Genomic DNA, 25,598 nt, shown 5'->3' on the forward strand with positions numbered 1-25,598 from the left:
AGAAATATTGAAATTGCGTGCGAATAACGCAGGGAGAAATGGGGTGACCGACGGGGCTCGAACCCGCGACAACCGGAATCACAATCCGGGACTCTACCAACTGAGCTACGGTCACCATTGTGGCGGGCGTTGCAGGCGTTTATGTCCCCGGGCGGGGTAGCCTCAAACGCAGATGAACGGTGAATGCTGGCACGCCAGACCAGAGGTTAACAGCCGGTCCGCTCATCGAGTGGCGCGCATACTAGCACCCTGTTTTTGCATTTTCAACCAGAGTGGCAAAAAGTTACGGCCGCCCGTCGTGCCGGCGGGCGGCCGGGCATGGGAGGGGGATGGCGCTCAGGCCGGTCTCAGCCAGTGGCACATGGCCGGAAAGCCGGTGTCCCTCTCTTGGTCCGGTGAGTCCGTCATACCGAAATACACCAGCAGGGGCACTCCCAGGCGGCCCTGCCGGCTTTCCCGGAAATGCTCCCTCAGCCAGGCCGCCTGGCCCCGGTAGCCCTGCTCGTGAAACAGCACTTCCAGGGGCAGCGACAGCGACTCGGCGGCGGCATAGGACCAGGCGATGGCCGCCATTTCCTCGCCACCGTCGCTGCTGACATCGCCGTCCGCTTGTAGCCGCTGGGCCGGTGCCATCACCGCCAAGTGGCCCGCCTCGTGCAGCAGGTCGCCGGGATGGCTCAGCCTGGCGGTGTCCACCACCAGGCCGCCGCCGCGAATGGCGATGCCGGGCAGAAAGCCGGCGATCACCTCGCCCTCGTGCACGGGCAGGCCGAGGTCGCGCAGGAAGCCGACGATGCGATCAACGAGATGCAGGTCCGCCATGTCAGAGGGTGCCGCCGCCGGCGGTCCGGGGCCGAATGTCGGCGCCGCCGTGCATCTCCGCCTGGTTGGGAAACCAGATCATGCGGGCGTAAACCGAGTCGGAGAGTTGTTCCTCCTCCACGAATCCGTAGCGGCGCAAAAAGGTCATCAACCCGGTGAGATCCCGGCGGGTGGGGGCTACCAGGGGTTTGCGGGTCTGGGCCGCCGCCTTCATCACCCACAATATGATGGCCGGGCCAAAGCCCTTGTCCCGGGCCTTGGGAATAAAGGCGAGATCGATGATGCGCAGCTCGACCGGCCCAATGTCGAGGGTCAGCTTGCCGATGCGGCTGCCGTTTTTCTCCAGGATCAGGTAGATGGCGTTGGGAAACTGGCCGCCATAGCCCTGGGTCTGGGCCTTGAGCTGCAGTTCAAGGGTCATTTCGATGAAGTCCTGCTCCGCGTTCAGTTGGGTCAGCTCGGGCCGGCTGTCCTTGTGCAGCGTGGTCAGAAATGCCTTGTCCGCCGGCCGGGCGGGGCGCGCCGTGATGCCGTGAGGCAGCTGAACATTGCCTGCAATCATCAGTTGAATACCGCTTGGAAATAGACCCCTGGTCCCATGCCCACCGGACGCAACACCCGGGTCAGCATGATGCCGTCGGCGAGGGTGTCTGACGCGTCATTCAGCGTGACCAGCAGGCTCTGCACTTGCTGAAAGGGATGCTCCGGCAGATCGTCGGCCCGAAACAACAGACTAAAGGGGACTCGGGTGCTGTCGGGGCCGGCCGCCTGCGGGTTTTCCCGGCACTGGGCCAGGGTAACGGTGAGGCGGATATCCCCGTTCACCAGCTCGAACGGGACTTCGTCAACCCGCCCGGCAAACTGCGCCGCGTTGAGCGCCGCCAGGGCACCGGCCTGATCGCTTGCGTGTTCCATGGTTTTTCCTGTGAATTCGTTGGGTGTCGTGCATGACGGCGTCCGACCCGGACGCCGTCATGAGTCCTCAGCTGCGTGACGGATAGATTCCATCCATGCAGATGCAGTAATTGATCACCTGGTTGGGCTGTTCGAGTGACACATCGCCGTTGTCGCCGGAAACGTCAATCGTCAGGCCAGCGTTGATGAAGCCTTGGCCGGGATCATCGACCAGGCTATTCACGGCGACCAGGGGCTGTGAATCGGCCGGTGCAAACAGGTTGCCGGCCGGGCGGCCCCGCCGAGACGGCCCCGCCAGATAGTCGCCGGTGGAGGGGGCATCCTGGCTCCCGAGCTGGCCGGCCACCTGTACATCAATGCTCCCGTTTTGCCCGCCGTAAGCATGGCCGTGGCTGTGCACGGGCAGCATCGATATAGGAAGATTTCCACCTTCCAGGCCCAGGTGCTGGCCTATCATACGAGTGCTGAGGCCGGGGCCTTGGAACTGGCCCACCGGAACGCGGCCCCGCATATCGGGCAAGGCGAAGACGGTTCTGTCATCACCGCCGTAAATACTGCCCAACAGGGAGTACAGCGCCGTGTTTTGTTGAATGGGGATGAGGCCGCCGGCGCAGTAGCCCCAGTTTTCGGGGGCGAACTGAAACCCCAGCGCCTGAATGACGCCCATATATGAATCAAACATGTGTCATGCTCCTTGGCCAATCGCCTCAGCTGCGCTGCGGGAATATACCTTGCGTGCAGATACAGAAGTTCACCACCAGTGAAGGCTGCATGATGGGGAGCGGCTGACTGCCGCCGGCGTTTTGGATTGCGAACTGGCTGTTGTCGAAGCTGCCACCGCCGGAAACGCCGCCGAGGGAGACGGTGGCGGTGACGTCACTGGCGGGCAGATACATGTTGGTCCCCGCCACGCTGGCGATCACGTCGCCGTCCTCCGGCACGGCGCGGGTGCCGGGGTCGGTGCTGACCCGAAGAGTGGCCGCGGAGGCCGGGCCGGAGCCGGCATAGGAGTGAGTATGGGTGTGCGCCGGCATTTGGGCTTCGGTCAGGGTGACGGTTTCCGCGCCCAGTCTCTGGCCAATGACACGGTTGGTTAGACCCGGGCCCTGGAACTGGCCCATTGGAGTGCGGCCGCGCAGATCGGGCAGGCCGAAGCTAGTGTGGCCGTCGCCGCCGTAAATGTCGCCCAGTAAGGCGAACAGGGCCTGGTTTTGGCTGATGGCGATAACGTTGCCGTTACAGTAACTCCAGTTCAGCGGGGCAAACTGAAACCCCAGCGCCTGAATGACGCCCATATAACCCTCGTTCATGGCTCCTCCTTGAGTGTGAACCCTTCCTGTGAAATGGACTCTATTGATTCCAGAATGGGGTGGGCTTGTCAAACCGAATAACCGTTTATCAAGGCGATGACCGCGGATGTTTGCCCTAACCCATGCCTGGGGGGTTGGCCTTATGAGGAGCAGGTGGCGGAATAGAGACTGCGTACGGGATTTCTGGGGACGCAAGACGAGCGCAAGGATGACCGACGGGCGAACGAGCCGGGGAATCAATGGATGAAGCGAACGATGAAATAAAGCAGGGAGAAAGGTGGCGCGCCCTGCAGGACTCGAACCTGCGACCATCCGCTTAGAAGGCGGATGCTCTATCCAGCTGAGCTAAGGGCGCATGTTGCGTGGCATGGCCGAAAGCAACGGGGCGGGATAATACCGATTTGAGCCCGAGGGGTCAACGGCTTTATCCGCGCGGCGCTTGCTTATCAAAGCCTCGAAAAAATGCGACAATCGCCACAGGTTTATAAAGGTGAGAAATAACGCAGATGTCAGCTCAAATAATCGATGGAAAAGCGATTGCACAGGCGGTGCGCAACCAGGTGGCCGAGCGGGTGAGCGCCCGCAAAAGCGCCGGCAAACGGGCCCCCGGCCTGGCGGTAATACTGGTAGGTGCCAACCCGGCCTCTCAGGTGTATGTGGGCAGCAAGCGCCGGGCCTGTGAGGAAGTGGGCTTTGTGTCCAAGTCTTACGACCTGCCCGAGCAAACCAGCCAGCAGCAGTTGCTGGATCTGATCGATGAGCTGAACCGGGACGGCACCATAGATGGCATTCTGGTGCAGCTGCCGCTGCCGGCCCACATCGACACCACCCTGGTGGTGGAGCGCATTCATCCCCATAAAGACGTTGACGGCTTTCATCCCTACAACGTGGGCCGGCTGGCCCAGCGCATCCCGGCCCTGCGCCCCTGCACACCCAAGGGCATCATGACCCTGATTGAGCGCAGCCACATCAAGACCCACGGTCTCAACGCCGTGGTGGTGGGTGCCTCCAACATCGTGGGCCGGCCCATGACCCTGGAGCTGTTGCTGGCCGGCTGTACCACCACCACCTGTCACCGCTTTACCGAAGATCTGCGCGGCAAGGTGGAAGGGGCCGATCTGCTGGTGGTGGCGGTGGGCAAGCCCAACTTTATTCCCGGTGACTGGATCAAGCCCGGTGCCGTGGTGATTGATGTGGGCATCAACCGTCTCGACGACGGTCGCCTGGTGGGCGACGTGGAATACGCCGTGGCCGCCGAGCGTGCTGCCTATATCACTCCGGTGCCCGGCGGTGTGGGCCCGATGACGGTCGCCTCGCTGATTGAAAACACCCTGATTGCCTGCGAGCGTTATCACGACAACTAAACCACACAGGGGAATGGCATGAAGTGGCTCGACAAGGATGTCCTGTACACCGTCATTTTCGGCACCGAGACCCCGGCGGGGCGTCGTTTTGACATTGCCCTGATCGTTGCCATTCTGCTGTCCATGGTGGTGCTGCTGCTGGATTCCATCGGCAGCATTCGTGCCCAATACGGCCCCTGGTTGTATGGCCTGGAGTGGGGCTTTACCCTGCTGTTTACCGTGGAGTTCGGCCTGCGCATCTGGTGCGCCCAGAGCCGGTCGGCCTATTTGCGCAGTTTTTACGGCATTATCGACCTGCTGGCGGTATTGCCCACCTACCTTGCCATCTTCATTCCCGGCGCCAGCTTTCTGCTGATGGTGCGCCTGCTGCGGGTGCTCAGAGTGTTTCGGGTGCTCAAGCTGATCCGCTATGTGGACGAAGCCAACCTGCTGATGCGCTCGCTCTACCAGAGCCGGCGCAAAATTCTGGTATTTTTCAGCAGCCTGTTCATTCTGGTGACCCTGTTTGGCTCGTTGCTGTATGTGGTGGAAGGACCGGAAAACGGCTTTACCAGCATTCCTACCGGTATTTACTGGGCCATCGTCACCATCACCACGGTCGGTTTTGGCGATATCACGCCGCAAACCTGGCTGGGCCGGGGCATCGCCGCCGTCACCATGCTGATGGGCTATGCCATTATTGCCGTGCCCACCGGCATTATTACCGCCGAGCTGGGCCGGGAAATGCGCCGGGAGTATTCCCGCCGCCACTGCCCCCAGTGCGATCGCAGCGGCCACGAGCGGGATGCGAAATTCTGCAACCACTGTGGCGCCGAGCTGGAACCACCGAATAATCAGTGAGGTATAAAAAAGGGGAGCAGTCGCTCCCCTTTTTACAGTTCCGTTTGGCGCTTATTGCTGGCCGTCTTCCACCAGCTCGTTGACCTTGCGCTCGGCTTCGTCGGCCGCTTCGGCCATGGCGTCGGCGGCGGCATCGGCCTGCTCTTCAGCGGCATCGGCGGCGTTGCTCAGGGCTTCGCCGGCGGCATCGGCCTGTTCACTGGCGGCCTGGGCGGCTTCGTCCATGGTTTCGTCAATGGACTCGCCCAGTTGTTCCATGGTGCCTTCTTCTTCCATGCCCAGGGCTTCCTGAGCCTCGTCCATGGTTTGCTCGGTCTGCTCCTGTACCTGCTCCACGGCGTTATCCACGTTTTCACCGGCCTGCTCCGCCGGCCCCTTGTTGTCACAGGCAGCCAGGCCAAAGGCGGTGATGGAAGTAAACAACAGAATATTCAGCAGTGACTTGTTCATAGGTTCTCCCAGTTTTCTGTAGTGGGGTGCGGAAAATTCCGCCTTTCGGTAATGACATAAACAGTAATAGTTCATGTCCGGCCCTGGCAATAGCGAACGACCTGCCCGGCTTGCCGCCCCATCATTAAAAACCTTTTTAAATCAAAAGTTAACAGAAAAAAGCGAAACAGGCTGACGCAACGAGCATTGTCTTGGGTGCATCGTATATGACGAAGTCTGTCCTGAAGTGGTAATTGTTCATCCGCTTTGTCGTCAGCCGGCCGGCTGTGTGGCCTCGAGAATGTCGGCCAGCCTGTTTTCCGCTTCCTGCGAGGCCTGCTCCACCACTTGCTGGTGCTGCTTTTTCTGCTGCTCGATCACCTCGGGCTCGGGGCGGGCCTCGGCGGGCAGCTTGGGAGAAGGCTCGGTGTTGAAGCCGGCTTGCACCACTTCATCAATATGGTCTTCCACGTCGGCGGCGGGGCCTTGCGGCTCGCAGCCGGCCAGCAGGGCAAGGGACAAGGTGAGGGCGGTAAGGGTCAGAGTTTGCATATTCAGGCTCCTGTAAACTGCACATCGGCCACGGTCATTCCAGTCAATAACCGTCGGTATATAAACATCAAGGGCACCATATTGGTGCCCTTGGCGCAAATTTCAACCGTTTTGCCTTATTTACGGCGCCAGCGGGTACCTTCGGGTCCGTCTTCCAGCACAATGCCCATGGCGGTAAGGCTGTCGCGGGCGGCGTCGGCGGCGGCCCAGTCCTTGGCCTTGCGGGCATCGAGGCGGGCCTGGATCAGGCGCTCAATCTCGGCGACCTCATCGTCGGCACCGGCATTGCCGCGCAAAAAGGCCTCGGGCTCCTGCTCCAGCAGGCCCAGCACGCCCGCCAGCTCGCGCAGGCGGCCGGCCAGGCCGGCGGCGGCGGTGTCGTCCTTACCCTTCTGGCGGTTGATTTCCCGGGCCAGATCAAACAGCACCGAGTAGGCCTCGGGGGTGTTGAAGTCGTCGTCCATGGCGGCAGTAAAGCGGGTGACAAAGTCGTCGCCACCGGCGGCGTGAACCTCGGGCAGATCCCGTAACGCGGTGTAAAGCCGCTCCAGGGCGGTGCGCGCCTGTTTCAGGTTTTCGTCCGAGTAGTTCAGCTGACTGCGATAGTGGCCCGACAGCAGGAAGTAACGAATGGTCTCGCCGTCGTAATGGCCCAGCACGTCACGAATGGTAAAGAAGTTACCCAGCGATTTGGACATTTTCTCCTGATCCACCATCACCATGCCCGAGTGCATCCAGGTGTTCACGTAGGGGCTGTGGTTGGCGCAGCAGCTCTGGGCGATTTCGTTTTCATGGTGGGGAAACTGCAGATCCGAGCCGCCGCCGTGAATGTCGAAGTGTTTGCCCAGGTGCTTGCCGTTCATGGCCGAGCACTCGATGTGCCAGCCCGGGCGGCCCGGCCCCCAGGGAGATTCCCAGCTGGGCTCACCGGGCTTGGACTGCTTCCACAGCACAAAGTCGAGGGGGTTGCGCTTGGCCTGCTCCACTTCCACCCGGGCGCCCGCTTGCAGCTGCTCCAGGTTCTGGCCCGAGAGCTTGCCGTAGTCGGCAAAGCTGTTGACCTCAAACAGCACATCGCCGTTGTCGGCCACATAGGCGTGGCCGTCTTTGATCAGGGTGTCGACCATATTAATGATTTCGGCAATGTGGTCGGTGGCCTTGGGCTCGATATCGGGGCGGGCAATGTTGAGGGCATCAAAGTCCCGGTACATTTCCCCGGTCAGGCGCTCGGTCAGGGCCTGCCAGTCTTCGCCGTTTTCGGCGGCGCGCTTGATGATTTTGTCATCAATATCGGTAACATTGCGCACAAAGGTCAGATCGTAACCGGCGTAGCGCAGGTAACGGGTGACCACGTCAAAGGCCACAAAGGTGCGGCCGTGGCCGATATGACAGAGATCGTAAATGGTCACACCACACACATACATGCCGACCTTGCCGGGCACCAGGGGTTTGAATTCTTCTTTTTGACGGGTCAGGGAATTGTATATTTTCAGCATGTTTCCGTGTCTTGGTGGTGGTGAGTGGTATATCAAGATAGCGCTTATTGAACCGTTTATGGCCACTCTGTGCAAGCCCGGCGGCGCGGGGGTTCGCTATCGCCGCCGCTTGCGCTAAACTCGGCACCTGAACTCACTACGGAATGAACGAACATGGTTACACTGCACACTACCTACGGCGACATTACCCTTCAGCTGTTTGCCGACAAGGCGCCGGAAACCGTTGCCAACTTTCTGCAATACTGCCGCGACGGCCACTACGACAACACCCTGTTCCACCGGGTGATTGACGGTTTCATGATTCAGGGCGGCGGCTACGGTCCCGGCTTTGAAGAAAAGGAAACCCGTGCCGCCATCAAGAACGAAGCCGACAACGGCCTGACCAACAAGGTGGGCGCGATTGCTATGGCCCGTACCATGGAGCCGCACTCGGCCACCGCCCAGTTCTTTATCAACGTCAACGACAACGACTTCCTCAACTTCAAGTCTGCTACCACCCAGGGCTACGGCTACTGCGTGTTCGGTGAAGTGAGCGAAGGCATGGACGTGGTCAACAAGATCAAGGCTGTGGCCACCGGCACTCGCGGTTACATGCATCAGGACGTACCGGTAGACGACGTGTTGATCACCGGCGTCACCGTCAGCGAATAAGACGCTCGGCCGTTTGTTGCAATGCCCGCCTCGGCGGGCATTGTTGTCTTTGAATCCCGGATTTTCATTCATGCCCCATACCCTGTTTATTGCCGATCTGCACCTGAGTCCCGGCCGGCCCGACATTACTCATGCCTTTCTTGCCTTTATGCGTGATGAAGCGCCCGAGGCCGACGCCCTTTATGTGCTGGGCGACCTGTTCGAGTTCTGGATTGGGGACGATGAGCCGAGTGTGCTTAACCGGCAAGTGGCGGCGGCATTCCGGGCCTGCAGCCAGGGCGGCACGCCGGTGTATTACATTCACGGCAATCGGGATTTCATGATTGGCCGGCGTTTTGCCGCCGAGGCGGGCATGACCCTGCTGCCCGAGCATAAGATCATTGACCTTTACGGCACGCCTACGCTGATCATGCACGGCGACTCCCTGTGCACCGACGACGCCGGCTATCAGCGCTTTCGCCGCATTACTCGACTCGGCTGGCTGCAATGGCTGTTTCTGCGCCTGCCATTGAAAAAACGGATGGGCATTGCCGAAGGCATTCGTGGCCGAAGCGCGCGCTCCAAGCAGGAAAAGAGCCTGACCATCATGGATGTGAATCAGGGAGAGGTAGAGCGACAACTGCGCAATGCCGGCGTGCAACGGCTGGTGCACGGACACACCCACAGGCCGGCCATTCATGAATTTGCGCTAGACGGCCAGCCCGCACAACGCCTGGTGCTGGGAGACTGGTACACTCAGGGCAGTGTGTTGCGTATCGGTCCTGCCGAGGCCGAGCTGCAAAGCCGAGAACTGGAGGGATAAACCAGATGAAACCGGGTAAAAGCGGACTGCAACGGGTGCTGGCGGCACTGGGTTATTCCCGCCAGGGGCTGGCCAGTGCTTACCAACACGAGGCGGCCTTTCGCCAGGAGTGCTGGCTGGCGCTGGTGCTGGTGCCCTTTGCCTTTTGGCTGGAGTTGCCCCTGGATCACACCCTGTGGCTGGTGGCGAGTATGGTGATGGTGCTAGTGGTAGAACTGCTGAATTCCGCCATTGAGGCGGTGGTGGACCGCATTGGCCCTGAGCACCATGAGCTGGCCGGCCGGGCCAAGGATACCGCCTCGGCGGCGGTGCTGCTGACCCTATTGCTGGCGGTACTGATCTGGGGTTGTGTGTTGTGGCACCATTTTCTGAGTTGAGGCCCCCTGAAGGTCGCCAGGGCAATAGGCACCATATTGGGGCCCAGCGAGGTGGCAATTGCGCCAATGTGGTTACATTGCATTAACAATCCAAATGCGGTGATTTAAAGTATTCATTTCTGTTATGGGCGGCCAGCCTCTAGCATCAGGGACATGCGCTAATCAGCCATTCATGGGGCGCAGTTAACAACCCTGTTACCAAGCTAGAAGGAAGGAGCCTTACCATGCAGATGCCCAACACCCTGACCATTCCCAACGGTGAAAAAGTTCGCGGCATGTTTTCCGAGGCGGAAATGCGTTCCCGCCAGCAGAAGCTGCGCCAGTACATGGCCGCCAACGACGTGGACGCCGTGCTGTTCACTTCCTATCACAACATCAACTATTTCAGTGATTTTGTGTACTGCCGTTTCGGTCGGGATTATGGCCTGGCGGTGACCCAGGACATTCACACCACCATTACCGCCAACATCGACGGTGGCCAGCCTTACCGCCGCAACGCCCTGGGCGACAACCTGGTGTACACCGACTGGCAGAAAGACAACTTTTTCCGGGGCGTGCAGCAGCTGATCGGCGGCGCCCGCCGCGTGGGGGTGGAATTTGACCACCTGAGCCTGCAGAACCTCGACAAGCTCAAGGCTGCGTTGCCGGAAGCCGAGTTTGTGGACATCGGCGTGCCCACCATGAAGATGCGCATGATCAAGTCCGCCGAAGAAATTGCGCTTATCAAGCAGGGAGCCCGCGTGGCCGATGTGGGCGGTGCCGCCATTCGTGACGCCATTGCCGTGGGCGTGCCGGAATACGAAGTGGCCCTGGCCGGTACTCAGGCCATGGTGCGCGAAATTGCCCGCACCTTTCCCCATGGCGAGCTGATGGACACCTGGGTGTGGTTCCAGTCCGGCATCAACACCGACGGCGCCCACAACCCGGTCACCAGCCGCAAAATCGAGGCCGGCGACATTCTCAGCCTGAACACCTTCCCGATGATCGGCGGCTACTACACCGCGCTGGAGCGGACCCTGTTCAGCGAGCACGTATCCGACCGCCACCTGGAGCTGTGGGAAATCAACTGCAAGGTGCACCGCCGCGGCCTGGAGCTGATCAAGGCCGGCAACCGCTGCTGCGACATCGCCGCCGAGCTCAACGAGATCTTTGCCGAGCACGACGTGCTGCAGTATCGCACCTTTGGCTACGGTCACTCCTTCGGCACCCTGAGCCACTACTACGGCCGTGAAGCGGGCCTGGAGCTGCGGGAAGACATTGAAACCGTACTGGAGCCGGGTCATGTGGTGTCCATGGAGCCGATGATCATGCTGCCAGAAGGCCTGCCCGGTGCCGGTGGTTACCGCGAGCACGACATTCTGGTGATCAGCGACAGCGGTGTGGAAAACATCACCCGCTTCCCCTTCGGCCCCGAGCACAACATTATCAAGGGCTGATAAAGAGCAGGCTCGCCGGTCCGGTGAGCCTGTCTTGTTTCAACGGCAATGAAGGGAACATTGTTGCCGTCTACTTCTGGTGAGGCCGGCCACGGCCGGTGGAATCAGTGCCATTAAACCCGCTTCGCAAGAAGCCGCTCAAAGAGGTAGCAGTCATGTTGATTGAATCCTGGACCATGGAATGGTTTGCCTATCTGAACGCCATCATTCTCGCATGGGCCACTCTGGCTTACGTCTACCGGCAACATGCCGGCAAAAGCGACCGCTGAGTTAACAGACCCCACGATCAAAGGGAACGAGTGATGGAAAACTATTCATTGTTGAACTGGGCCCTGCTGTTGGGCTCCTTCGGTGTGCTGATCCTGATTGGTTACCTGTCCAGCCGGGTAGTCAAAGACAGCGACGAAACCGGCTTTCTGGTGGCCGGCCGCAGCCTGGGGCCCTTTGTGGGCGCCGGCACCATAGTGGCCACCGGCTTCAGCGGCTGGGGCTTTATGGGCTCCCCCGGTGTGGCCTACGAGTTTGGCTCGGTGGAAGTGCTGGGCAATTTCTTTTTCGCCCCGGCCATGGTGATCGCCGTGCTCTATTTTGCCCACTTTCTGCGCCGGCGCGCCGAGGAGCTGGGCAGTTGTACCATTCCCGAGTATGTGTCTCAGGTGCATGGCGGTGGCGACCGGCTCGAACGCTGGGTCAAGGGTGTGGCGGCCACCATTACCATAGTGCTGCTGCTGGTGTTTCTCACCAGCCAGATCAAGGCGGTGGGCCTGCTGGGCGCTTCCTGGCTGGGCATTGAACTCACCGAAAGCGCCTTGCTGATGATCTCGGTGATCATTCTCTACACCATGCTCGGTGGCCTGGCCGCGGTGGCCTGGACCGATACCCTGATGGTGGCGGGCATGGGCATCGGCGCCGTGGTGATGATGGTGCAGATCTTTACCGACATTAGCCTGAGCGAGATGATTGACCGTCTCAATGCCATCGATCCGGCGCTGCTCAACCCGAGCACCTCGGCGCCTTACGGCGAAAGCAAGGGCTCGGTGTTTCTGGTGTTGCCCTATGCCTTTCTGTTTACCGCCGTGTTGCCTTATATGGCGGTGCGCTTTCTGGCCTTTAAACCGACCGTGAAGATGCACCAGGTGGCGATCTGGGTGGCGCCCATGGGCTGTTTGCTGAGCCTGGTGCCCATCGTGGGCATGTATGTGCGGGTGGCACACCCTGAGCTGGCGGAAGCGGATCAGGCCATGCCGGTGTATCTGGCCAACTTCCTGCACCCGGCACTGGCGGGCGTCATCACCCTGTTTATTCTGTTCGCCATGAAGTCCACCGCCAACTCGCTGTTGCACACGGTGTCGAGCGCCGCCTCCCACGACCTGCGTACCGCGCTGTTCCCTCACAGCACCGCGTCCGGCGCCCGTATTCTGTGGATCAACCGTATCTGGGTGGCCATTCTGGGCTTTGTCGGCTTTTTGATGATGCTGTATGCGCCGCCCTTTATGCTGTCCTGGCTGGGTATTCTTGGCTCCGGCACCCTGCTGGCGGTGATGATAGGTCCGGTATTCATCTCCTCCTTCTGGCAGGGCAATGGTTACGGCGCCCTGGCCGCCATGGTCACCGGCTTTGTCACCAGCGGCAGCTTCCTGCTGTTGACCGATGTGGGCTGGGTGGAAGGCCCGCTCTACGGCTGTCTGGCCTCGTCCGTCATCTATGTGGCGGTGAGCAAGCTGACCCAGGGCGCTACCGCCGGCACCCTGGCCCGCAGTTGCTGAACCGTGGTCGAAACATAGCTGTAACAAGGCCCGGCATGTCCGGGCCTTTTCGTGCCTGGCGGCGGCGAACAGCGGTGGCCAGGATCACGTTTTGAGCATCGTCGTATATTCCTGCCGCTTGGCTTTCTGATAAGCTCCCGCGCCTTATTTGAAACCCATGGCAGATGAACGTATGGTTAACGACGCCCTTCAGCAAGATAATAAACTGAGCATTAAGGGGTGGATATTGCTGGCCGATATCGCCCTGTTTGTCCTTTTACTGATGTTTCTGCCCTTTGAGCCCGGTGTCAACAAGGGCCTCAGCCTGCTGATCTTCATTGCCGTGCTGTGGCTGACCGAGGCCGTGCACATCACCATTACCGCGCTGATGGTGCCGCTGCTGGCGGCGGTGATGGGCATATTGTCCACCGGGGCGGCGCTGGGCAACTTTGCCAACCCCATTATCTTTCTGTTTCTGGGGGGCTTCGCCCTGGCCGCGGCCATGCACAGCCAGGGGCTGGACAAGCTGATCGCCAGCCGCATTCTGCGCCTGGCCAACGGCCGCCTGAGCCTGGCGGTGGTGTTGATGTTTCTTACCGCCGCCTTTTTGTCGATGTGGATCAGCAACACCGCCACCGCTGCCATGATGCTGCCCCTGGCCCTGGGACTGCTCAGCTGCCTGGATCAACAGCAGCACAGGGCCACCTATGTGTTTGTGCTGCTGGGCATTGCCTACAGCGCCAGCATTGGCGGCATTGCCACCCTGGTGGGCAGCCCGCCCAATGCCATTGCCGCCGCCGAAGTGGGCCTGAGCTTCAGTGACTGGATGGCACTCGGCCTGCCCATTACCCTGATGCTGCTGCCGCTGACCATCGTTATTCTTTACCTGTTGTTCCGCCCGCAGCTCGGCCAGCGAATCGAACTGCCCGAGGAAACGGTCAGCTGGACCGGCAAGCGGAAAATCACCCTGGCCATCTTTGCCGTCACGGTGGCGCTGTGGATTTTCTCCACGCCCGTTTCCGCCGCCCTGGGCGGACTGGCGGGCTTCGATACCCTGGTGGCACTGCTGGCCATCACCCTGATTGGCCTGAGCCGGGTGGCCGAATGGCAGCATATTTCCAAGCATACCGACTGGGGCGTGCTGCTGCTGTTTGGTGGCGGCCTGACCCTGAGCAGCGTATTGCGTGATACCGGCACCAGCCTGTTTCTGGCCAACGTGCTGGCGGATCTGCTGGAAAACGCCAGCCCCTTTGTGATCCTGCTGACCGTTACCGCCTTTGTGGTGTTCCTGACCGAACTGGCCTCCAACACCGCCAGTGCCGCGCTGTTGGTGCCGGTGTTTGCGGCAGTGGCCGAAAGCCTGGGGCTGACCCCGGTCATGGTGGCGTCGGTGATTGCGGTGGCGGCCTCCTGTGCCTTTATGCTGCCGGTGGCCACACCGCCCAATGCCATCGTGTTCGGCAGCGGCCTGATCCGTCAGGGACAGATGATGAAGGCCGGTTTTGTGCTGAACCTGGCCTGCATTGCCGTGCTGGCCTGTTACTTCTACCTGCTGGGCTGAGCCAGGCCACACCTTAGAGAAAGCGCGAGGGGGACAGGCTGGCAAGCAGCTTGTCCGTCTGTCGGCCGGCCACGCAGTCGGCCACCAGCCGACCGGTGATGGCGGCCAGGGTCATGCCCAGGTGGCCATGGCCAAAGGCCAGCGTGATCCGTTTGTGCCCTGGCAGCTGGCCGATGACCGGCAGGGAGTCCGGCGTGCTGTGGCGCACCCCCATCCACTGTGACGACACCGACACCGGCTGGCCAAACAGGCTGGCGGCCCATTCCTGCATGTGGCGGTAGCGACGCTGCGCGGCGGGGGCGTCGGGCCGGGCAAACTGGGTGGTGCCGGCGATGCGAATGCCCTGGTCCATGGGAGTGGCGTAAAAGTAACGGGAAAGCCAGCCCACGGGCCGGTTCAGCGTCACCTGTTGCCGGTCCAGCATCAGGTGATAACCCCGCTCACTGACCACGGGCAGATTTACGCCAAGGGGGGCCAGCAGCGCCTGGTTGCCCAGTCCGGCACAGAGCACGACGGCATCGGCACCGAGTGTCTGGCCGCCGGCCAGCACCTGTACCCTGTCTTCGTACGGCGTCAGCCGGTCCAGCTGCGACGGCACATATTCCAGCCCCCGCCGCTGCAACTGCCGAAACAGCCGGACACAGAGACCTTGCGGATCGCGCAATGACCAGGTGTTGGAATACCAGAGCCCGCCGGTCAGGCCCTGCGCGTTCAGCGCCGGCTCCAGTGCCAGTACGGCCTTCGGCGCCAGCGCCTCGCAGGCCACGCCATCCCGCCGTTTGGCGTCGGCCAGGGCGGCCAGTTGCTGCTCCGTTATCGCCGAATCCCGAAATATCTGCAGGCAGCCGGTTTGCTGGTACAGCCCGGGCGAGTTCAGGCTCTCCAGCAGTCCTTTTTGCAGTGCCGTCCCCCTTGAAACCAGGTCCACCAGGGTTTGCTTGTTGTTGTTAAAGGCCTCGCTGGCCATGGCCTGCAGAAAGCGCTGGCCAAAGCCGCCGAGGGCGGCCAGGTAGCGGGGCTTCACCGTGAGCGCGGGCCGGCGGCGAGTCAGCTCCCGCAGCATGGCGCGCAGGCTGTCGGGGTTGGACAACGGCGTGGTGGCATAGTCGGCGATCAGCCCGGCATTGCCGGCAGAGGTGCCGGAGCCGGGGGCGTTGGCGTCCAGCAGGGTAACCCGGCAGCCCTGCTCCAGCAGGGCGTTGCAAACGGCCAGCCCCACAATGCCGGCACCGGCCACAATAATATGTTGCATGGTAAATTAACCACTCAAATGAACCGAAGAAGACAATGTTCCGGCCGGGCGTGCCGGCCGGTTCACGAGTCTGGGTGAGGCAGGGGGAGTGCATCTCCCTGCCGGTCAGTTGTCCTGGTAAAAGCGGTAAGACATGACCCCCACCGCCAGGGCGGTCAGAATGCAAATGGCGGATGTGGCATAAATAACGAGTTCAAACCAGTGCATAACTCAGCTCCTTGCCCAGTCGTTGGCGGTGTGCAGCTTGCCCCGACGGGACTTGCAGATGTGGTAGATGATAAAGAAGGTCAGCAGGTTGGCGGAGACGCCGGCCACCAGCGCCGAGAGTCCGGTGACGTCGGCCAGAGGCCAGGGACCCCATTTCCACACCAGGGTGACCAGGGCACCGGCGAGAATGGCGCCGATGGCCGATTTGCTGCATTTCAGATCCAGCAGCACACCCAGCACAAAGGGAACCAGAATGGTGGGGGCCCACAGTGAGTAGCTGAGCAGCAGGGCGTCGATAATGGAGGTGGCATAAAGGGCAAAGACTATGGCACCGGCGCCGATCAGCAGGTTCATCAGGCGTTCAATCCACAGCTTTTTCCGTTCATCCACCTCGGGGTTGATAAAGCCCTGGTAGATATCCCGTACAAAGATCACCGTGGCCGAGTTGAGATAGGAATCGGCGGTCGACATTACCACCGCCAGCAGCGAGGCGAGCACCAGGCCGGTAATGCCCAGGGGCAGGGCGGTACGGATCAGCTCGGGCATGGCCAGATCCGGGCTGATGTTCGGGTAGAGAATAAAGGCAACCAGGCCAATGGTGGAGCTGACGAAGTAAAACAAAAAGCCGAACAGCCCGGAGACGGTATAGCCAATTTTGGCATGGCGGGAGTCCGGAGCCGACAGCGCCCGCTGGGTATAGGGAGGCACCAGGGTCTCACCCAGCAAAAAGGCGATAAACAGGCTCAGGAACATGCCCGGACCGTAATCGCCCATGATGCTGAAATGGCCGTCGGGCAGGCGGGCGATCAGGGCTTCGGCACCGCCAACTTCATGCACTCCAATCAGCAGGGTTACCGGCATAAAGATGGCCAGCATCAAAAACTGCACCACGTCGGTCTGGATCACCGCCCACATGCCGCCGATGGTGGAATACAGCAACACCACCCCCATGCCCAGCAAAATGCCGGTGGTGATATCGATACCGAGAATGGCGTTGAACACGGTACCCACGGCCAGGGCCTGGGCACCCAGAATACCCACGCAGAAAATCAGTGAAAAGATACCGGTGATCAGCCGGGAGTAGCGACCGAAGTGGTATTCCATGATATCCCCCACGGTCTGGGCGCCGATATAGCGCTTCAGCCGGGGAGCGATGAAGATGCCGGTTAGCACGGTGGCGATGGGAAAAGCGCTGGCGGCAAACATAAAGGCATAGCCGTGATCAAAGGCCTGACCGGCTCGGCCCATGGAGGCGCCGCCACCGAGAAAAGAGGCGGCCAGGGTGGCAAACAGCACGGGCCAGATGATGCGGTTGCCGGCCACGGCAAAGTCGTCGCTGGAATTGACCTTTTTGATACTTCGGTAACCTATGTACCCCAGCAGTATGAAGTAGGCCAACAGGCCTGCTACGTCCAGGTAATGCATAACAATCTCCTACGTCCGTTGTTTGTTGCGAGAGTGTGCTGATTATGTTAATCGTGAGGTCATAAAATCAAATAATGCTTTTTGATGGATGTATAAATGAAATTTTTACCCAACTGGCATGAACAAGGACGCGGAGAAAGTTGCCATGAACCCCAAGGTCAATGCGAAACAACTGCACATTTTTCAGGAGGTGATCCGCAGTGGCAGCATCAGCAAGGCGGCACGCCGGCTGGGGCTGACACAGCCGGCCGTGAGCACCGCCATAGCCAACCTCGAAAGTGACATGGGGTTTATGCTGTTTCGGCGCAACCACTACGGCACCGAGATGACCGCAGAAGCCAAATCCTTTTCCGAGGGAGTGGAGCGTGCGCTCAAGGCCCTGAACAACCTGGAAGAGCTGGCATCAGATCTGAAGCACGGCCGCACCGGCAAGCTGCAGATTGGCTGCATGCCGGGCATGGCCACCCTGGCGCCCGCCATGGTGGCGACCTTTATGGGCCATAACCCCGGGGTCAAGCTGTCGCTGCAGACCTTTCCGTCGGGCAAGGTGGAGGAGTGGGTGGCCGGGGGGCACTTTGATCTGGGGATAGTGGAAAAACCCCAGGCCAAAAACGAGCTGGAAATCTGGCCCTACCGTTTTCGCATGTTGTGCGCGCTGCCGGCGGGCTCACCCCTGGCGGACCGGCGGGAAATCACCATTGACGATCTGGAAGGGCTGCCCCTGATCACCCTGGGGGACGGCCATCAGAGCACCATGCAGCTGCGCAGCCTGGCCCACCGGTACAACCTGGCCCTCAACGTGGTGGCCGAAACCCAGCTGTTTCCGTCGGCCATGGGACTGGTCGACGCCGGCGTCGGCTATACCCTGATCGACCCCATTACCGCCATGGAATACGGCAAGCGCCATGACTGCTCCGTGGTGCTGCGGCCGTTTGCGCCTCAAGTGGAGTTTGAAGTGGCCATTATTCTGCCGCGTTTTCACCTGACGTCACGGTTGTGCCAGCGCTTTCATGTCGCGCTGAAGGCGGAGTTCGACGCCATGGCGGCACGCTTTGCCTCGGCCGGGCAGGATGAAGAGCGAGGCTGAAGCGTTCCGTTCCTGGCTTGGCTTAGAGCGCGTTCAGCCCCTGCCTGAGGTAGTCGAGCAGCATGCGGCCGGCGGAGGTCAGTTCGTTGGCGTCGTAACAAAAGCCGATGGACACGCTGCCCAGATCCGGGCAATAGGCATAGAGGGGGGACGCCTCCAGTCCTTCGGGCACCGTGCTCTTCGACAGGGCGCTGATGCCGAGGCCCGCCTTGATGGCGGAGTGTATGCCCAGCAGGCTGGAAGTGCTGTACACCACGCGCCAGGGCAGATTGGCGCGGGTGAGGGCATTGATGATCGACTTGCGATACAGGCAGCCTTTGGGATAGAGAATGAGCGGCAGGGGCGCGTCCGGCGACAAGATCATGTTGCTGTTGCGCACCCACACCAGGGGCTCGGTAATGTAGTCGGTCAGCTGCGGATGGTGGGCACGGCTTTCCTCAATGGCCATTACCAGATCATAGGCGCCCTTCTTGTAGTCACTCAGCAGGTTGGCGCTGATGTCGCTGCTCACGTCCAGGGTGACGCCGGGATAGGCCTGGGAGAAACGCCCCAGGGTGGTGGCCAGAAACGACACTTCAAAGTCATTGGGAATGCCAAGGCGCACCGAGCCACTGACCCTGGGGGTGCCCAGGCGGGAGATCAGGCCGTCGTTGAGATCCAGCATCTTCTGGGCGCAGCTCAATAACAGCTGACCTTCCTCGGTCAGTTGCAGGCCCTGACCGCGGTTGAACAGTTTGGCGTCAAGCAGCTCTTCCAGCCGTTTCATCTGCAGGCTGACGGCGGGCTGGGAGCGGCCGAGCCGCTCGCCGGCCTGGGTAAAGCCCCCGAGCTGGTTGATGGTGACAAAGGTACGCAGCAAATCCGTGGGCAGGTTCTTCATCCTGAAGCATCGCCATTTGAAAGTTTAATGCCCGTATTATTAGCATTTAGCCAATAAATTTGGAATGACCGGCGCCGGTGATGGCGCCGTTTGCATTATTCCTGTTCAGGTTTTGGCTTTTTGCGTCGGATCGGCGCCATGCCGTCGTCGACGCCACCGGCCGGCGGCTGCCCCTGTCCGGTAAAGCCCGCCGGGCGCTTGGGTGCCGGTTTGCGCCCCGTTTTTTTGCCGGCGGTGGCCGCTCCCTTGCCGCGCGGTGCGCTGGTATCGCCGGCCGGTTTGCCCTTGAAGCCGTGCTTGCGGGCCGGGGGGCGAATGCCCTTGAACTTGCCCTGCAGACCCTCGATGTCGGTAAAGGCGACGGCGCGTTGCAGAAACTTCTCCACCCGCTTGAAGGCATCCCAGTCCCGGGGCCCCACCAGGGAGACGGCGGTACCGCTGGCGCCGGCGCGGCCGGTGCGGCCGATGCGGTGCACGTATTCTTCCGGCTGCTTGGGCATGTCGAAGTTGATCACCAGCGACACCTGCAGCAGATCCAGTCCGCGCGAGGCCACGTCCGTGGTGATCAGCAGCTTGTGCTGGCCCCGGGCAAAGGCATCCATAATGCGGTTGCGCTCGGCCTGGCTCATGTCGCCGTGCAGCGCCGCCGTGGCCAGCCCCTGTTGTTGCAGGCGCTCGGCCAGGCGCTCGGTGTCGGCGCGGGTGGCGGTAAAGATAATGGCCTGCTGATAGGACTCCTTGGTCAGCAGGTGATCGAGCAGCGCCTGCTTGTGATCCAGGTGATCCCCCAGCAAAAAGCGCTGTTCAATGTCCTGGTGCTCGGCATGGGCCTCGCCCACCGCCACCCGTTTCGGGCTCTTGAGCAGGTCGGCGGCCATGGTGTTGGCCTCGGCGTGATCCAGGGTGGCGGAAAACATCAGGGTCTGGCGGCGGCGATGATCGGCGGCCTGGTGAATGCGGGTGAGCTGGGGGGCAAAGCCCAGATCCAGCATGCGGTCGGCTTCGTCCAGGATCAGCAGCTCCAGGCCGTTCAGCATCAGCGAGCGGGCATCCAGGTGGTTGGCCAGCCTTCCCGGGGTGGCCACGATCACGTCCGGCTGGCGGCGCAGTGATTTGAGCTGATCATTGAAGTTCTCGCCCCCCAGCAGCAGGGCAATGTTGAAGCTGCTGCCGGCCAGGGCGCGCAGTTGCACATACACCTGGCGGGCCAACTCACGGGTGGGAGCCAGGATCAGCGCGCGCGGGTCACGCTTGCTCAGGGCCCGGGATTTCATCAGTCGTTGCAGTGCCGGCAGCAAATAGGCGAGGGTCTTGCCGGAGCCGGTCTTGGATGAAGCCAACAGGTCGTGACCGGCCAGCACCACGGGAATGGCCCGTTGCTGAATCTCGGTGGGGGTTTCCAGGCCCTGGTGATCCAATGCTCGAACAAGACGGGTATCCAGTCCAAAATCGCGGAAAGTGTCGTTATATTGCGCCAAGTCGCTGCTCCGGGAATATCGGGAAATTGAGTGGCCATGAACCGGCCTGAAAAAGTTGCCGAACATTGTATAAGAAAGCGGGTCGCTTGTAATGGCCGGTGGACCGCCGGCTTGAACGGGTTGGTCGGGCGGTGCCGGCATGGAGTCGAACTTGCCCTCGGTTTTGGCTACCATCAGGGCTTGTCTGTGTCACGGAGTGACTTGCATGCCCATGCCGTTTGATGCGCGTTCAGGCAATGGCCTGACCCGCGAACTGATCGAAGTGTTGTTTCCCATGTTTGAGCAGGCCAGCGCCGGCGCCATTGCGGTGGACCGCCAGGGCCGTATCAGCTGGATCAATGCCCGCTACGCCCGGCTGCTGGGGCTGGCCGACACTCACTCGGTGATCGGCCGGCCGGTGCGCACCGTCATTCCTCACAGCCGCATGCCGGAAGTATTGGAAAGCGGCCGGCCGCTGCTGGTCGACATCATGGAATACCGCACCCAGCAACTGGTGGTGACCCGGCTGCCGCTGTTTGACGAGCTGGGGGAGGTGAGCGGTGCCGTGGCCTTTGTGCTCTACGACGATCTGCAGCCGCTTACGCCCCTGGTCAGCAAATACCGCCGCCTGCACCAGGATTTGCAGGCGGCAAAGCGTGCCCTGGCCCGCCACGGGCGTCGCACCCGCTACCAGCTCGGCGACTTTGCCGGCGCCACGCCGGCGGCGCTGGAGGTCAAGCGCCGGGCCCGGCTGGCGGCGGGGCGCGACATGCCGGTGCTGCTGCTGGGAGAAACCGGCACCGGCAAGGAGGTGCTGGCCCAGTCCATTCACGCCCTGTCTTCCCGGGCCGAGGGGCCCTTTGTGGGGGTGAACCTGGCGGCCATTCCCGAAAGCCTGCTGGAAGCCGAGTTTTTCGGCGTGGCCCCCGGCGCCTATACCGGTGCCGACAAACGCAGCCGTGACGGCAAGTTCCAGCTCGCCAACGGCGGCACCCTGTTTCTGGATGAGGTGGGCGATATGCCGCTGGCGCTGCAGGCCAAGCTGTTGCGGGCGTTGCAGGAGCAGGAGGTCGAACCCCTGGGCTCTAATCGAGTGGTGCCGGTGAACGTGCGGGTCGTGGCGGCCACCAGCCGGGATCTGGGCGCCATGGTGGCCGACGGCAGCTTTCGCTCCGATCTCTATTACCGGCTCAATGTGCTGGAGATCGCCATTCCGCCGTTGCGCCAGCGGCTGGGGGATCTGGGCATATTGTGCGAAGTGCTGCTGGAGGACATGGGCGCCGGCCAAAGCCGGGTGGAGATCACCGACGCGGGCATCGCCGCTTTGGGCCAGTATCACTGGCCGGGCAATATTCGTGAACTGCGCAACGTGCTGGAGCGGGCCTGGACCATGAGTGAAGAGGCCGAACTGCTGGATGCAGAGCAGATTGCACGGGTGTTGCCCGACGGCGCCGGGCCGGCCATGGGCACCGTACCCGCGCCGGTATTGCCGTCGGCGGCTTTCGGCGTGCGCCCCCTGGCCGAGGTGCTGGCCCGCGCCGAGGCCGAGGCCCTGCATGCCGCCCTGCAGCAGGCCGAGGGCAACCGCACCCAGGCCGCCCGCCTGCTGGGCGTGTCCCGCTCGGTGTTCTACCAAAAGCTTGCCCGCCATTCCTGAAAACCGGACGCCTGTCCGGTTATTAGGACGGTGCTCGCGGCGCAGGTGTGTCCTGTATTCAGGACGCCAAATGAAGGGGTGTTATGTAACTCATTGATTAACATTAATTTAACTTTGTTGGCACATTTTCTGTATAGATTGGCATGAGTCATTGGCCTTCGGGGGTGGTGGGTACCGGGGCCAACGGAGTGAACCATTCAAAAGGATGAACCCATGTCGATTAACCGCAACGTGTCTGCATTGAGTATGGCCGCCCTGTTCTGCGCCGGACTGGCCGCTACCCCCGCCATGGCGGAAAAGGTGCGCTGGCAAGTACCGCTGGCCTTTCCGTCCCACCTGGTGGGTCTGACCACCCCGGTCAAGCACCTGTCCGAGTCGCTGGCGGCCATTTCCGGTGGCGATGTGCAACTGCGTTATTACGAGCCCGGCGAGCTGGTGCCGCCCTTTGAAATCATGGACGCGGTCGGCTCGGGCAAGTACCCGGCCGGTTACACCTGGGTGGGCTACGATCAGGGCACCATTCCGGCCCTGCCGCTCTATTCCGGCGCCCCCTTCAACATGGAGCCGCCCGCCTACCTGGCCTGGTATTACGAAGGCGACGGCAAGGCACTGCTGGAAGAGATCTACGCCGAGCGCAATATTCACCCCATGCTGTGCAGTATTATCGGTCCGGAAGGGGCGGGCTGGTTCAAGCAGCAAATTTCCAGCCTGGATGACTTTCAGGGCCTGCGCATTCGCTTTGCCGGCATCGGCGGCAAGGTGCTTGAAGAGCTGGGCTCCTCGGTGACCATGGTGCCCGGTGCCGAGATCTTTCAGTCGTTGGAGCGCAACACCATAGACGCCACCGAGTTTTCCCAGCCTGCCATCGACAAGATGCTGGGGCTGGATCAGATCGTGAAAAACTACATCATGCCCGGTTGGCACCAGACCCTGACCACGTCTCATCTGCTGGTGAACAAGGACGTGTGGAACAAGCTTGAGCCCGAAACCCGCGCCCTGGTGGAAATGGGCTGCGAGTCCGCCACCCTCAAGGGCTTTGCCCAGAGCGAATGGGCCCAGCCCACCGCGCTCAGGGAATATGAAAAGGAAGGGGTCACCGCCCAGGTGCTGCCCGAGCCGGTGCTGCGTGAGTTGGAAAAAGTCACCAACCGGGTGATGGACGACATCGCCGCCGAAGACGAGATGTTTAATCGAGTGCTGACCAGCCAGCGCGAGTTCATGAAACACCACGCCATCTGGCACGGCAAGGGCTACCTGCCCCGCGACTTCTATCAGTACAACTAATCACGCCGGGGCGGGCACGGTGGTGCCCGCCTTTCACTGATTGAACTGACGAGGTCACCATGTCAAAACCAAACGACGCAACCCAAGTGTTGCCCCATAATCGGCTGTCGGTCCGGCTGGACGCCCTGGTGCTGGGCATCGGCCGGCTCAGCGCCTGGCTGTGGCTGGCGGTGCTGGTGGTTGTGCTTACCAATGTGTTCAGCCGTTTTGTGCTGTCGGCGGGCTCCATCGCCCTCGAAGAGTTGTCCTGGCACCTGTTTGGCATCGCCACCATGCTCTCGCTGGGCTATGCGGTGGTGGAAGACGATCATGTGCGGGTGGATGTGCTGCGAGAGCGGTTTTCCCTGCGCACCCAGGCCCGTATCGAGCTGGCGGGCATCGTGTTGCTGGCGCTGCCGATCATGGCGCTGATGGTGGATGCCCTTATTCCCTACGCCTGGAAGGCCTGGATCTATGATGAGCGTTCCCAGGCTCCCAGCGGCCTGCCCTATCGTTTTATTTTCAAAAGCGTGCTGCCCCTTGGGCTGATGCTGGTGGCCCTGGCGCTGTTTTCCCGCGCCCTGCGCTGCGCCACCCTGCTGTTCGATTTTCCCCGCCGCCTGGGCGTTCACCCTCGGGCCAAATCCGGTGCCTGGCTGGCCAACACGGAGAAATAACCATGGAGCTGGAAACACTGATGGTGGTGGCCATGTTCGCCACCTTTATGGGGTTGTTGCTGCTGGGCTTTCCCGTGGCCTGGGTGCTGGCCGGCACCGGACTGCTGTTTGCCCTGGCCGGGCATGTGATGGTGGAGCAGTTCGACGCCAATCTCTGGTTTACCTGGAACGGCACCATAGGCGTGCTGGACGCACGTCTGTTCGGCATTGTCGCCAACGAGCTGATGGTGGCGCTGCCGCTGTTTATTTTCATGGGGATCATGCTGGATCGCTCCGGCATTGCCGAACGGCTGATGCACAGCCTGGTGCGGGCCCTGGGGCCGCTGCGGGGCGGCTATGCGCTGACCGTGGTGATCGTGGGCATGTTGCTGGCGGCGTCCACCGGCATTGTGGGGGCGTCCGTGGTACTGCTGGGCATGCTGTCCATCGGCCCCATGCTGCAGGCCAACTACAACCGCAGCCTGGCGGTGGGCACCGCCTGCTCGGTGGGCACCCTGGGCATTCTGGTGCCCCCCAGCATCATGCTGGTGCTGATGGCCGACCGCCTGGGCACGCCCTCGGCCTCGGTGGGCAAGCTGTTTATGGGCGCCCTGGTGCCCGGGTTGATGCTGGGGGCCATGTATGTGCTCTATATCGTGCTGCTGGCCTGGTGGAAAAAGGACGCGGCGCCGGCCCCCGAGCGCAAGCAGGCCATGGACGCCCGGGCCTGGGGCGAAGTGGCCCTGGCGGTGGTGCCGCCGCTGGTGCTGATCGGCGCCGTACTGGGCTCCATCTTTCACGGCATTGCCACCACCACCGAGGCCTCGGCGGTGGGCGCGGTAGGGGCGCTGCTGATGGCGCTGTGCAGCCGCCGGCTTGACTGGCAGGTGCTGCGCGACTCGCTCTACCAGACCAGCCGTACCACCGCCTTTATTTTTGGCATCTTTATCGGGGCCACCGTGTTTGCCGCCGTGTTGCGCGGCCTGGGCGGAGACGACGTCATTCGCCAGGCCATTACCGGGCTGCCCTTTGGCACCACCGGCATCATGCTCACCATTTTGTTTATCACCTTTTTACTGGGGTTCTTCCTCGACTGGGTGGAAATCACCCTGATCATTCTGCCGCTGGTGGCACCCGTGGTGTTTTCCCTCGGCGTGGAGCCGGTGTGGTTCGCGGTGCTGTTTGCCCTCTGCCTGCAAACCTCCTTTCTGACTCCGCCGGTGGGCTTTGCCCTGTTTTACATCAAGGGCGTGTGTCCGCCGGAGATCACCACCAAAGACATTTACCGGGGGGTAGCGCCCTTTATCTGCCTGCAGTTGCTGGGCCTGGGCCTGGTGTTTGCGTTTGAACCCCTGGCGACCTGGTTGCCCGCCCATGTGTACGGCGGCCAGTAAACTGCATTTTACGAGGAGAG

Annotated in this window: 25 protein-coding genes and 2 tRNA genes; 13 read left to right on the forward strand and 14 right to left on the reverse strand. The window is 61.5% G+C overall.

Translation table 11 applies throughout. The annotated features are described in order from the left end of the window. Window positions 1–39 precede the first annotated feature (39 nt). The 7 genes from OJHNALOF_RS07250 to OJHNALOF_RS07280 form a co-directional block, all read right to left on the reverse strand. Window positions 40–115, reverse strand: a tRNA-His gene (locus tag OJHNALOF_RS07250). Window positions 116–336: 221 nt separating this feature from the next. Then, window positions 337–822, reverse strand: coding sequence for a hypothetical protein (locus OJHNALOF_RS07255; RefSeq protein ID WP_094199758.1), 486 nt, complete (start codon window positions 820–822; stop codon window positions 337–339). 1 nt (window position 823) lies between these two features. Beyond that, window positions 824–1,384 (reverse strand): GNAT family N-acetyltransferase, encoded by a 561-nt coding sequence (locus tag OJHNALOF_RS07260; RefSeq protein ID WP_165661603.1) that lies wholly within the window; start codon window positions 1,382–1,384, stop codon window positions 824–826. Continuing rightward, a complete protein-coding gene (locus tag OJHNALOF_RS07265) occupies window positions 1,384–1,737 on the reverse strand; it encodes a hypothetical protein (protein WP_094199756.1) in 354 nt (117 codons plus the stop codon). Before OJHNALOF_RS07265 ends, OJHNALOF_RS07260 begins: the two co-directional genes overlap by 1 nt. A gap of 67 nt (window positions 1,738–1,804) precedes the next feature. Beyond that, window positions 1,805–2,419: a phage tail protein gene (locus OJHNALOF_RS07270; RefSeq protein ID WP_165661604.1), complete on the reverse strand. Its 615-nt coding sequence runs from the start codon at window positions 2,417–2,419 to the stop codon at window positions 1,805–1,807. Window positions 2,420–2,444: 25 nt separating this feature from the next. Further along, on the reverse strand, window positions 2,445–3,047 hold the full coding sequence (locus OJHNALOF_RS07275; RefSeq protein ID WP_165661605.1) for a phage tail protein: 603 nt from the start codon (window positions 3,045–3,047) through the stop codon (window positions 2,445–2,447). A gap of 278 nt (window positions 3,048–3,325) precedes the next feature. After that, a tRNA-Arg gene (locus tag OJHNALOF_RS07280) sits at window positions 3,326–3,402 on the reverse strand. Between the two features lie 151 nt (window positions 3,403–3,553). Between OJHNALOF_RS07280 and folD the strand changes: the two genes are divergently transcribed. Both folD and OJHNALOF_RS07290 read left to right on the forward strand, forming a co-directional pair. Continuing rightward, on the forward strand, window positions 3,554–4,411 hold the full coding sequence (gene folD / locus OJHNALOF_RS07285; RefSeq protein ID WP_094199753.1) for a bifunctional methylenetetrahydrofolate dehydrogenase/methenyltetrahydrofolate cyclohydrolase FolD: 858 nt from the start codon (window positions 3,554–3,556) through the stop codon (window positions 4,409–4,411). A gap of 18 nt (window positions 4,412–4,429) precedes the next feature. Continuing rightward, the gene (locus OJHNALOF_RS07290) at window positions 4,430–5,251 is read left to right on the forward strand and encodes an ion transporter (RefSeq protein ID WP_165661606.1); all 822 of its coding nucleotides are present in this window, start codon (window positions 4,430–4,432) and stop codon (window positions 5,249–5,251) included. 51 nt (window positions 5,252–5,302) lie between these two features. On the opposite strand, the gene OJHNALOF_RS07295 is transcribed toward OJHNALOF_RS07290, so the two are convergent. The 3 genes from OJHNALOF_RS07295 to cysS all read right to left on the reverse strand — a co-directional run bounded on the left by OJHNALOF_RS07295 (window position 5,303) and on the right by cysS (window position 7,728). Continuing rightward, the gene (locus OJHNALOF_RS07295) at window positions 5,303–5,701 is read right to left on the reverse strand and encodes a variable large family protein (RefSeq protein ID WP_165661607.1); all 399 of its coding nucleotides are present in this window, start codon (window positions 5,699–5,701) and stop codon (window positions 5,303–5,305) included. Window positions 5,702–5,953: 252 nt separating this feature from the next. Further along, window positions 5,954–6,232: a hypothetical protein gene (locus OJHNALOF_RS07300; protein WP_165661608.1), complete on the reverse strand. Its 279-nt coding sequence runs from the start codon at window positions 6,230–6,232 to the stop codon at window positions 5,954–5,956. Window positions 6,233–6,348: 116 nt separating this feature from the next. Then, window positions 6,349–7,728, reverse strand: coding sequence for a cysteine--tRNA ligase (gene cysS, locus OJHNALOF_RS07305; protein WP_165661609.1), 1,380 nt, complete (start codon window positions 7,726–7,728; stop codon window positions 6,349–6,351). Between the two features lie 153 nt (window positions 7,729–7,881). On the opposite strand from cysS, the gene OJHNALOF_RS07310 reads away from it, so the two are divergent. The 6 genes from OJHNALOF_RS07310 (at window position 7,882) to OJHNALOF_RS07335 (ending at window position 14,300) form a co-directional block, all read left to right on the forward strand. Beyond that, window positions 7,882–8,379 carry a peptidylprolyl isomerase gene (locus OJHNALOF_RS07310; protein ID WP_094199731.1) on the forward strand — a complete coding sequence of 166 codons (498 nt, stop codon included), beginning with the start codon at window positions 7,882–7,884 and terminating at the stop codon, window positions 8,377–8,379. 70 nt (window positions 8,380–8,449) lie between these two features. Beyond that, a complete protein-coding gene (gene lpxH / locus OJHNALOF_RS07315) occupies window positions 8,450–9,181 on the forward strand; it encodes a UDP-2,3-diacylglucosamine diphosphatase (RefSeq protein ID WP_165661610.1) in 732 nt (243 codons plus the stop codon). 5 nt (window positions 9,182–9,186) lie between these two features. Further along, window positions 9,187–9,558 (forward strand): diacylglycerol kinase, encoded by a 372-nt coding sequence (locus tag OJHNALOF_RS07320; protein WP_165661611.1) that lies wholly within the window; start codon window positions 9,187–9,189, stop codon window positions 9,556–9,558. Window positions 9,559–9,782: 224 nt separating this feature from the next. Next, on the forward strand, window positions 9,783–10,994 hold the full coding sequence (locus tag OJHNALOF_RS07325) for a M24 family metallopeptidase (protein ID WP_094199723.1): 1,212 nt from the start codon (window positions 9,783–9,785) through the stop codon (window positions 10,992–10,994). A gap of 302 nt (window positions 10,995–11,296) precedes the next feature. After that, window positions 11,297–12,760 carry a sodium:solute symporter gene (locus OJHNALOF_RS07330; protein ID WP_094199722.1) on the forward strand — a complete coding sequence of 488 codons (1,464 nt, stop codon included), beginning with the start codon at window positions 11,297–11,299 and terminating at the stop codon, window positions 12,758–12,760. A 157-nt stretch (window positions 12,761–12,917) separates the two neighbouring features. Next, window positions 12,918–14,300, forward strand: coding sequence for a DASS family sodium-coupled anion symporter (locus OJHNALOF_RS07335; RefSeq protein ID WP_240919648.1), 1,383 nt, complete (start codon window positions 12,918–12,920; stop codon window positions 14,298–14,300). 13 nt (window positions 14,301–14,313) lie between these two features. Here the strand turns inward: OJHNALOF_RS07335 and OJHNALOF_RS07340 are convergent, their stop codons facing one another. Together OJHNALOF_RS07340 and OJHNALOF_RS07345 are read right to left on the reverse strand one after the other, a co-directional pair. Continuing rightward, entirely contained in the window at window positions 14,314–15,552 is a 1,239-nt protein-coding gene (locus OJHNALOF_RS07340) for an FAD-binding oxidoreductase (RefSeq protein ID WP_165661612.1), read from the reverse strand. A gap of 210 nt (window positions 15,553–15,762) precedes the next feature. Beyond that, window positions 15,763–17,184, reverse strand: a complete 1,422-nt coding sequence (locus OJHNALOF_RS07345) for a sodium:solute symporter (RefSeq protein WP_165661613.1) — start codon at window positions 17,182–17,184, stop codon at window positions 15,763–15,765. A 145-nt stretch (window positions 17,185–17,329) separates the two neighbouring features. Between OJHNALOF_RS07345 and OJHNALOF_RS07350 the strand changes: the two genes are divergently transcribed. Next, window positions 17,330–18,271 carry a LysR family transcriptional regulator gene (locus tag OJHNALOF_RS07350; RefSeq protein WP_165661614.1) on the forward strand — a complete coding sequence of 314 codons (942 nt, stop codon included), beginning with the start codon at window positions 17,330–17,332 and terminating at the stop codon, window positions 18,269–18,271. Window positions 18,272–18,293: 22 nt separating this feature from the next. Here the strand turns inward: OJHNALOF_RS07350 and OJHNALOF_RS07355 are convergent, their stop codons facing one another. Continuing rightward, a complete protein-coding gene (locus OJHNALOF_RS07355; RefSeq protein ID WP_094199717.1) occupies window positions 18,294–19,151 on the reverse strand; it encodes a LysR substrate-binding domain-containing protein in 858 nt (285 codons plus the stop codon). 95 nt (window positions 19,152–19,246) lie between these two features. Continuing rightward, a complete protein-coding gene (locus OJHNALOF_RS07360) occupies window positions 19,247–20,629 on the reverse strand; it encodes a DEAD/DEAH box helicase (protein WP_206063581.1) in 1,383 nt (460 codons plus the stop codon). 205 nt (window positions 20,630–20,834) lie between these two features. Between OJHNALOF_RS07360 and OJHNALOF_RS07365 the strand changes: the two genes are divergently transcribed. From OJHNALOF_RS07365 to OJHNALOF_RS07380, 4 genes are all read left to right on the forward strand, one after another. Beyond that, entirely contained in the window at window positions 20,835–22,265 is a 1,431-nt protein-coding gene (locus tag OJHNALOF_RS07365) for a sigma-54-dependent Fis family transcriptional regulator (RefSeq protein WP_165661616.1), read from the forward strand. A gap of 213 nt (window positions 22,266–22,478) precedes the next feature. Continuing rightward, window positions 22,479–23,549, forward strand: a complete 1,071-nt coding sequence (locus tag OJHNALOF_RS07370) for a TRAP transporter substrate-binding protein (protein ID WP_094199715.1) — start codon at window positions 22,479–22,481, stop codon at window positions 23,547–23,549. A 59-nt stretch (window positions 23,550–23,608) separates the two neighbouring features. Continuing rightward, window positions 23,609–24,205 carry a TRAP transporter small permease subunit gene (locus OJHNALOF_RS07375; protein ID WP_094199714.1) on the forward strand — a complete coding sequence of 199 codons (597 nt, stop codon included), beginning with the start codon at window positions 23,609–23,611 and terminating at the stop codon, window positions 24,203–24,205. 2 nt (window positions 24,206–24,207) lie between these two features. Continuing rightward, window positions 24,208–25,578 (forward strand): TRAP transporter large permease subunit, encoded by a 1,371-nt coding sequence (locus OJHNALOF_RS07380; protein WP_165661617.1) that lies wholly within the window; start codon window positions 24,208–24,210, stop codon window positions 25,576–25,578. Window positions 25,579–25,598 lie beyond the last annotated feature (20 nt).

This window comes from Oceanimonas sp. MB9, from assembly GCF_011319775.1.
In the GTDB taxonomy this organism is placed as follows: Bacteria; Pseudomonadota; Gammaproteobacteria; order Enterobacterales; family Aeromonadaceae; genus Oceanimonas; species Oceanimonas doudoroffii.

Coding starts and splice junctions, on each gene's coding strand:
- folD (WP_094199753.1), top strand. CDS start 3,554: ATGTCAGCTCAAATAATCGATGGAAAAGCGATTGCACAGGCGGTGCGC.
- OJHNALOF_RS07335 (WP_240919648.1), top strand. CDS start 12,918: ATGGCAGATGAACGTATGGTTAACGACGCCCTTCAGCAAGATAATAAA.
- OJHNALOF_RS07370 (WP_094199715.1), top strand. CDS start 22,479: ATGTCGATTAACCGCAACGTGTCTGCATTGAGTATGGCCGCCCTGTTC.
- OJHNALOF_RS07365 (WP_165661616.1), top strand. CDS start 20,835: ATGCCCATGCCGTTTGATGCGCGTTCAGGCAATGGCCTGACCCGCGAA.
- OJHNALOF_RS07310 (WP_094199731.1), top strand. CDS start 7,882: ATGGTTACACTGCACACTACCTACGGCGACATTACCCTTCAGCTGTTT.
- OJHNALOF_RS07275 (WP_165661605.1), bottom strand. CDS start 3,047: ATGAACGAGGGTTATATGGGCGTCATTCAGGCGCTGGGGTTTCAGTTT.
- OJHNALOF_RS07320 (WP_165661611.1), top strand. CDS start 9,187: ATGAAACCGGGTAAAAGCGGACTGCAACGGGTGCTGGCGGCACTGGGT.
- OJHNALOF_RS07325 (WP_094199723.1), top strand. CDS start 9,783: ATGCAGATGCCCAACACCCTGACCATTCCCAACGGTGAAAAAGTTCGC.
- lpxH (WP_165661610.1), top strand. CDS start 8,450: ATGCCCCATACCCTGTTTATTGCCGATCTGCACCTGAGTCCCGGCCGG.
- OJHNALOF_RS07290 (WP_165661606.1), top strand. CDS start 4,430: ATGAAGTGGCTCGACAAGGATGTCCTGTACACCGTCATTTTCGGCACC.
- OJHNALOF_RS07265 (WP_094199756.1), bottom strand. CDS start 1,737: ATGGAACACGCAAGCGATCAGGCCGGTGCCCTGGCGGCGCTCAACGCG.
- OJHNALOF_RS07375 (WP_094199714.1), top strand. CDS start 23,609: ATGTCAAAACCAAACGACGCAACCCAAGTGTTGCCCCATAATCGGCTG.
- OJHNALOF_RS07260 (WP_165661603.1), bottom strand. CDS start 1,384: ATGATTGCAGGCAATGTTCAGCTGCCTCACGGCATCACGGCGCGCCCC.
- OJHNALOF_RS07355 (WP_094199717.1), bottom strand. CDS start 19,151: ATGAAGAACCTGCCCACGGATTTGCTGCGTACCTTTGTCACCATCAAC.
- OJHNALOF_RS07340 (WP_165661612.1), bottom strand. CDS start 15,552: ATGCAACATATTATTGTGGCCGGTGCCGGCATTGTGGGGCTGGCCGTT.
- OJHNALOF_RS07295 (WP_165661607.1), bottom strand. CDS start 5,701: ATGAACAAGTCACTGCTGAATATTCTGTTGTTTACTTCCATCACCGCC.
- OJHNALOF_RS07350 (WP_165661614.1), top strand. CDS start 17,330: ATGAACCCCAAGGTCAATGCGAAACAACTGCACATTTTTCAGGAGGTG.
- OJHNALOF_RS07300 (WP_165661608.1), bottom strand. CDS start 6,232: ATGCAAACTCTGACCCTTACCGCCCTCACCTTGTCCCTTGCCCTGCTG.
- OJHNALOF_RS07380 (WP_165661617.1), top strand. CDS start 24,208: ATGGAGCTGGAAACACTGATGGTGGTGGCCATGTTCGCCACCTTTATG.
- cysS (WP_165661609.1), bottom strand. CDS start 7,728: ATGCTGAAAATATACAATTCCCTGACCCGTCAAAAAGAAGAATTCAAA.
- OJHNALOF_RS07345 (WP_165661613.1), bottom strand. CDS start 17,184: ATGCATTACCTGGACGTAGCAGGCCTGTTGGCCTACTTCATACTGCTG.
- OJHNALOF_RS07330 (WP_094199722.1), top strand. CDS start 11,297: ATGGAAAACTATTCATTGTTGAACTGGGCCCTGCTGTTGGGCTCCTTC.
- OJHNALOF_RS07270 (WP_165661604.1), bottom strand. CDS start 2,419: ATGTTTGATTCATATATGGGCGTCATTCAGGCGCTGGGGTTTCAGTTC.
- OJHNALOF_RS07255 (WP_094199758.1), bottom strand. CDS start 822: ATGGCGGACCTGCATCTCGTTGATCGCATCGTCGGCTTCCTGCGCGAC.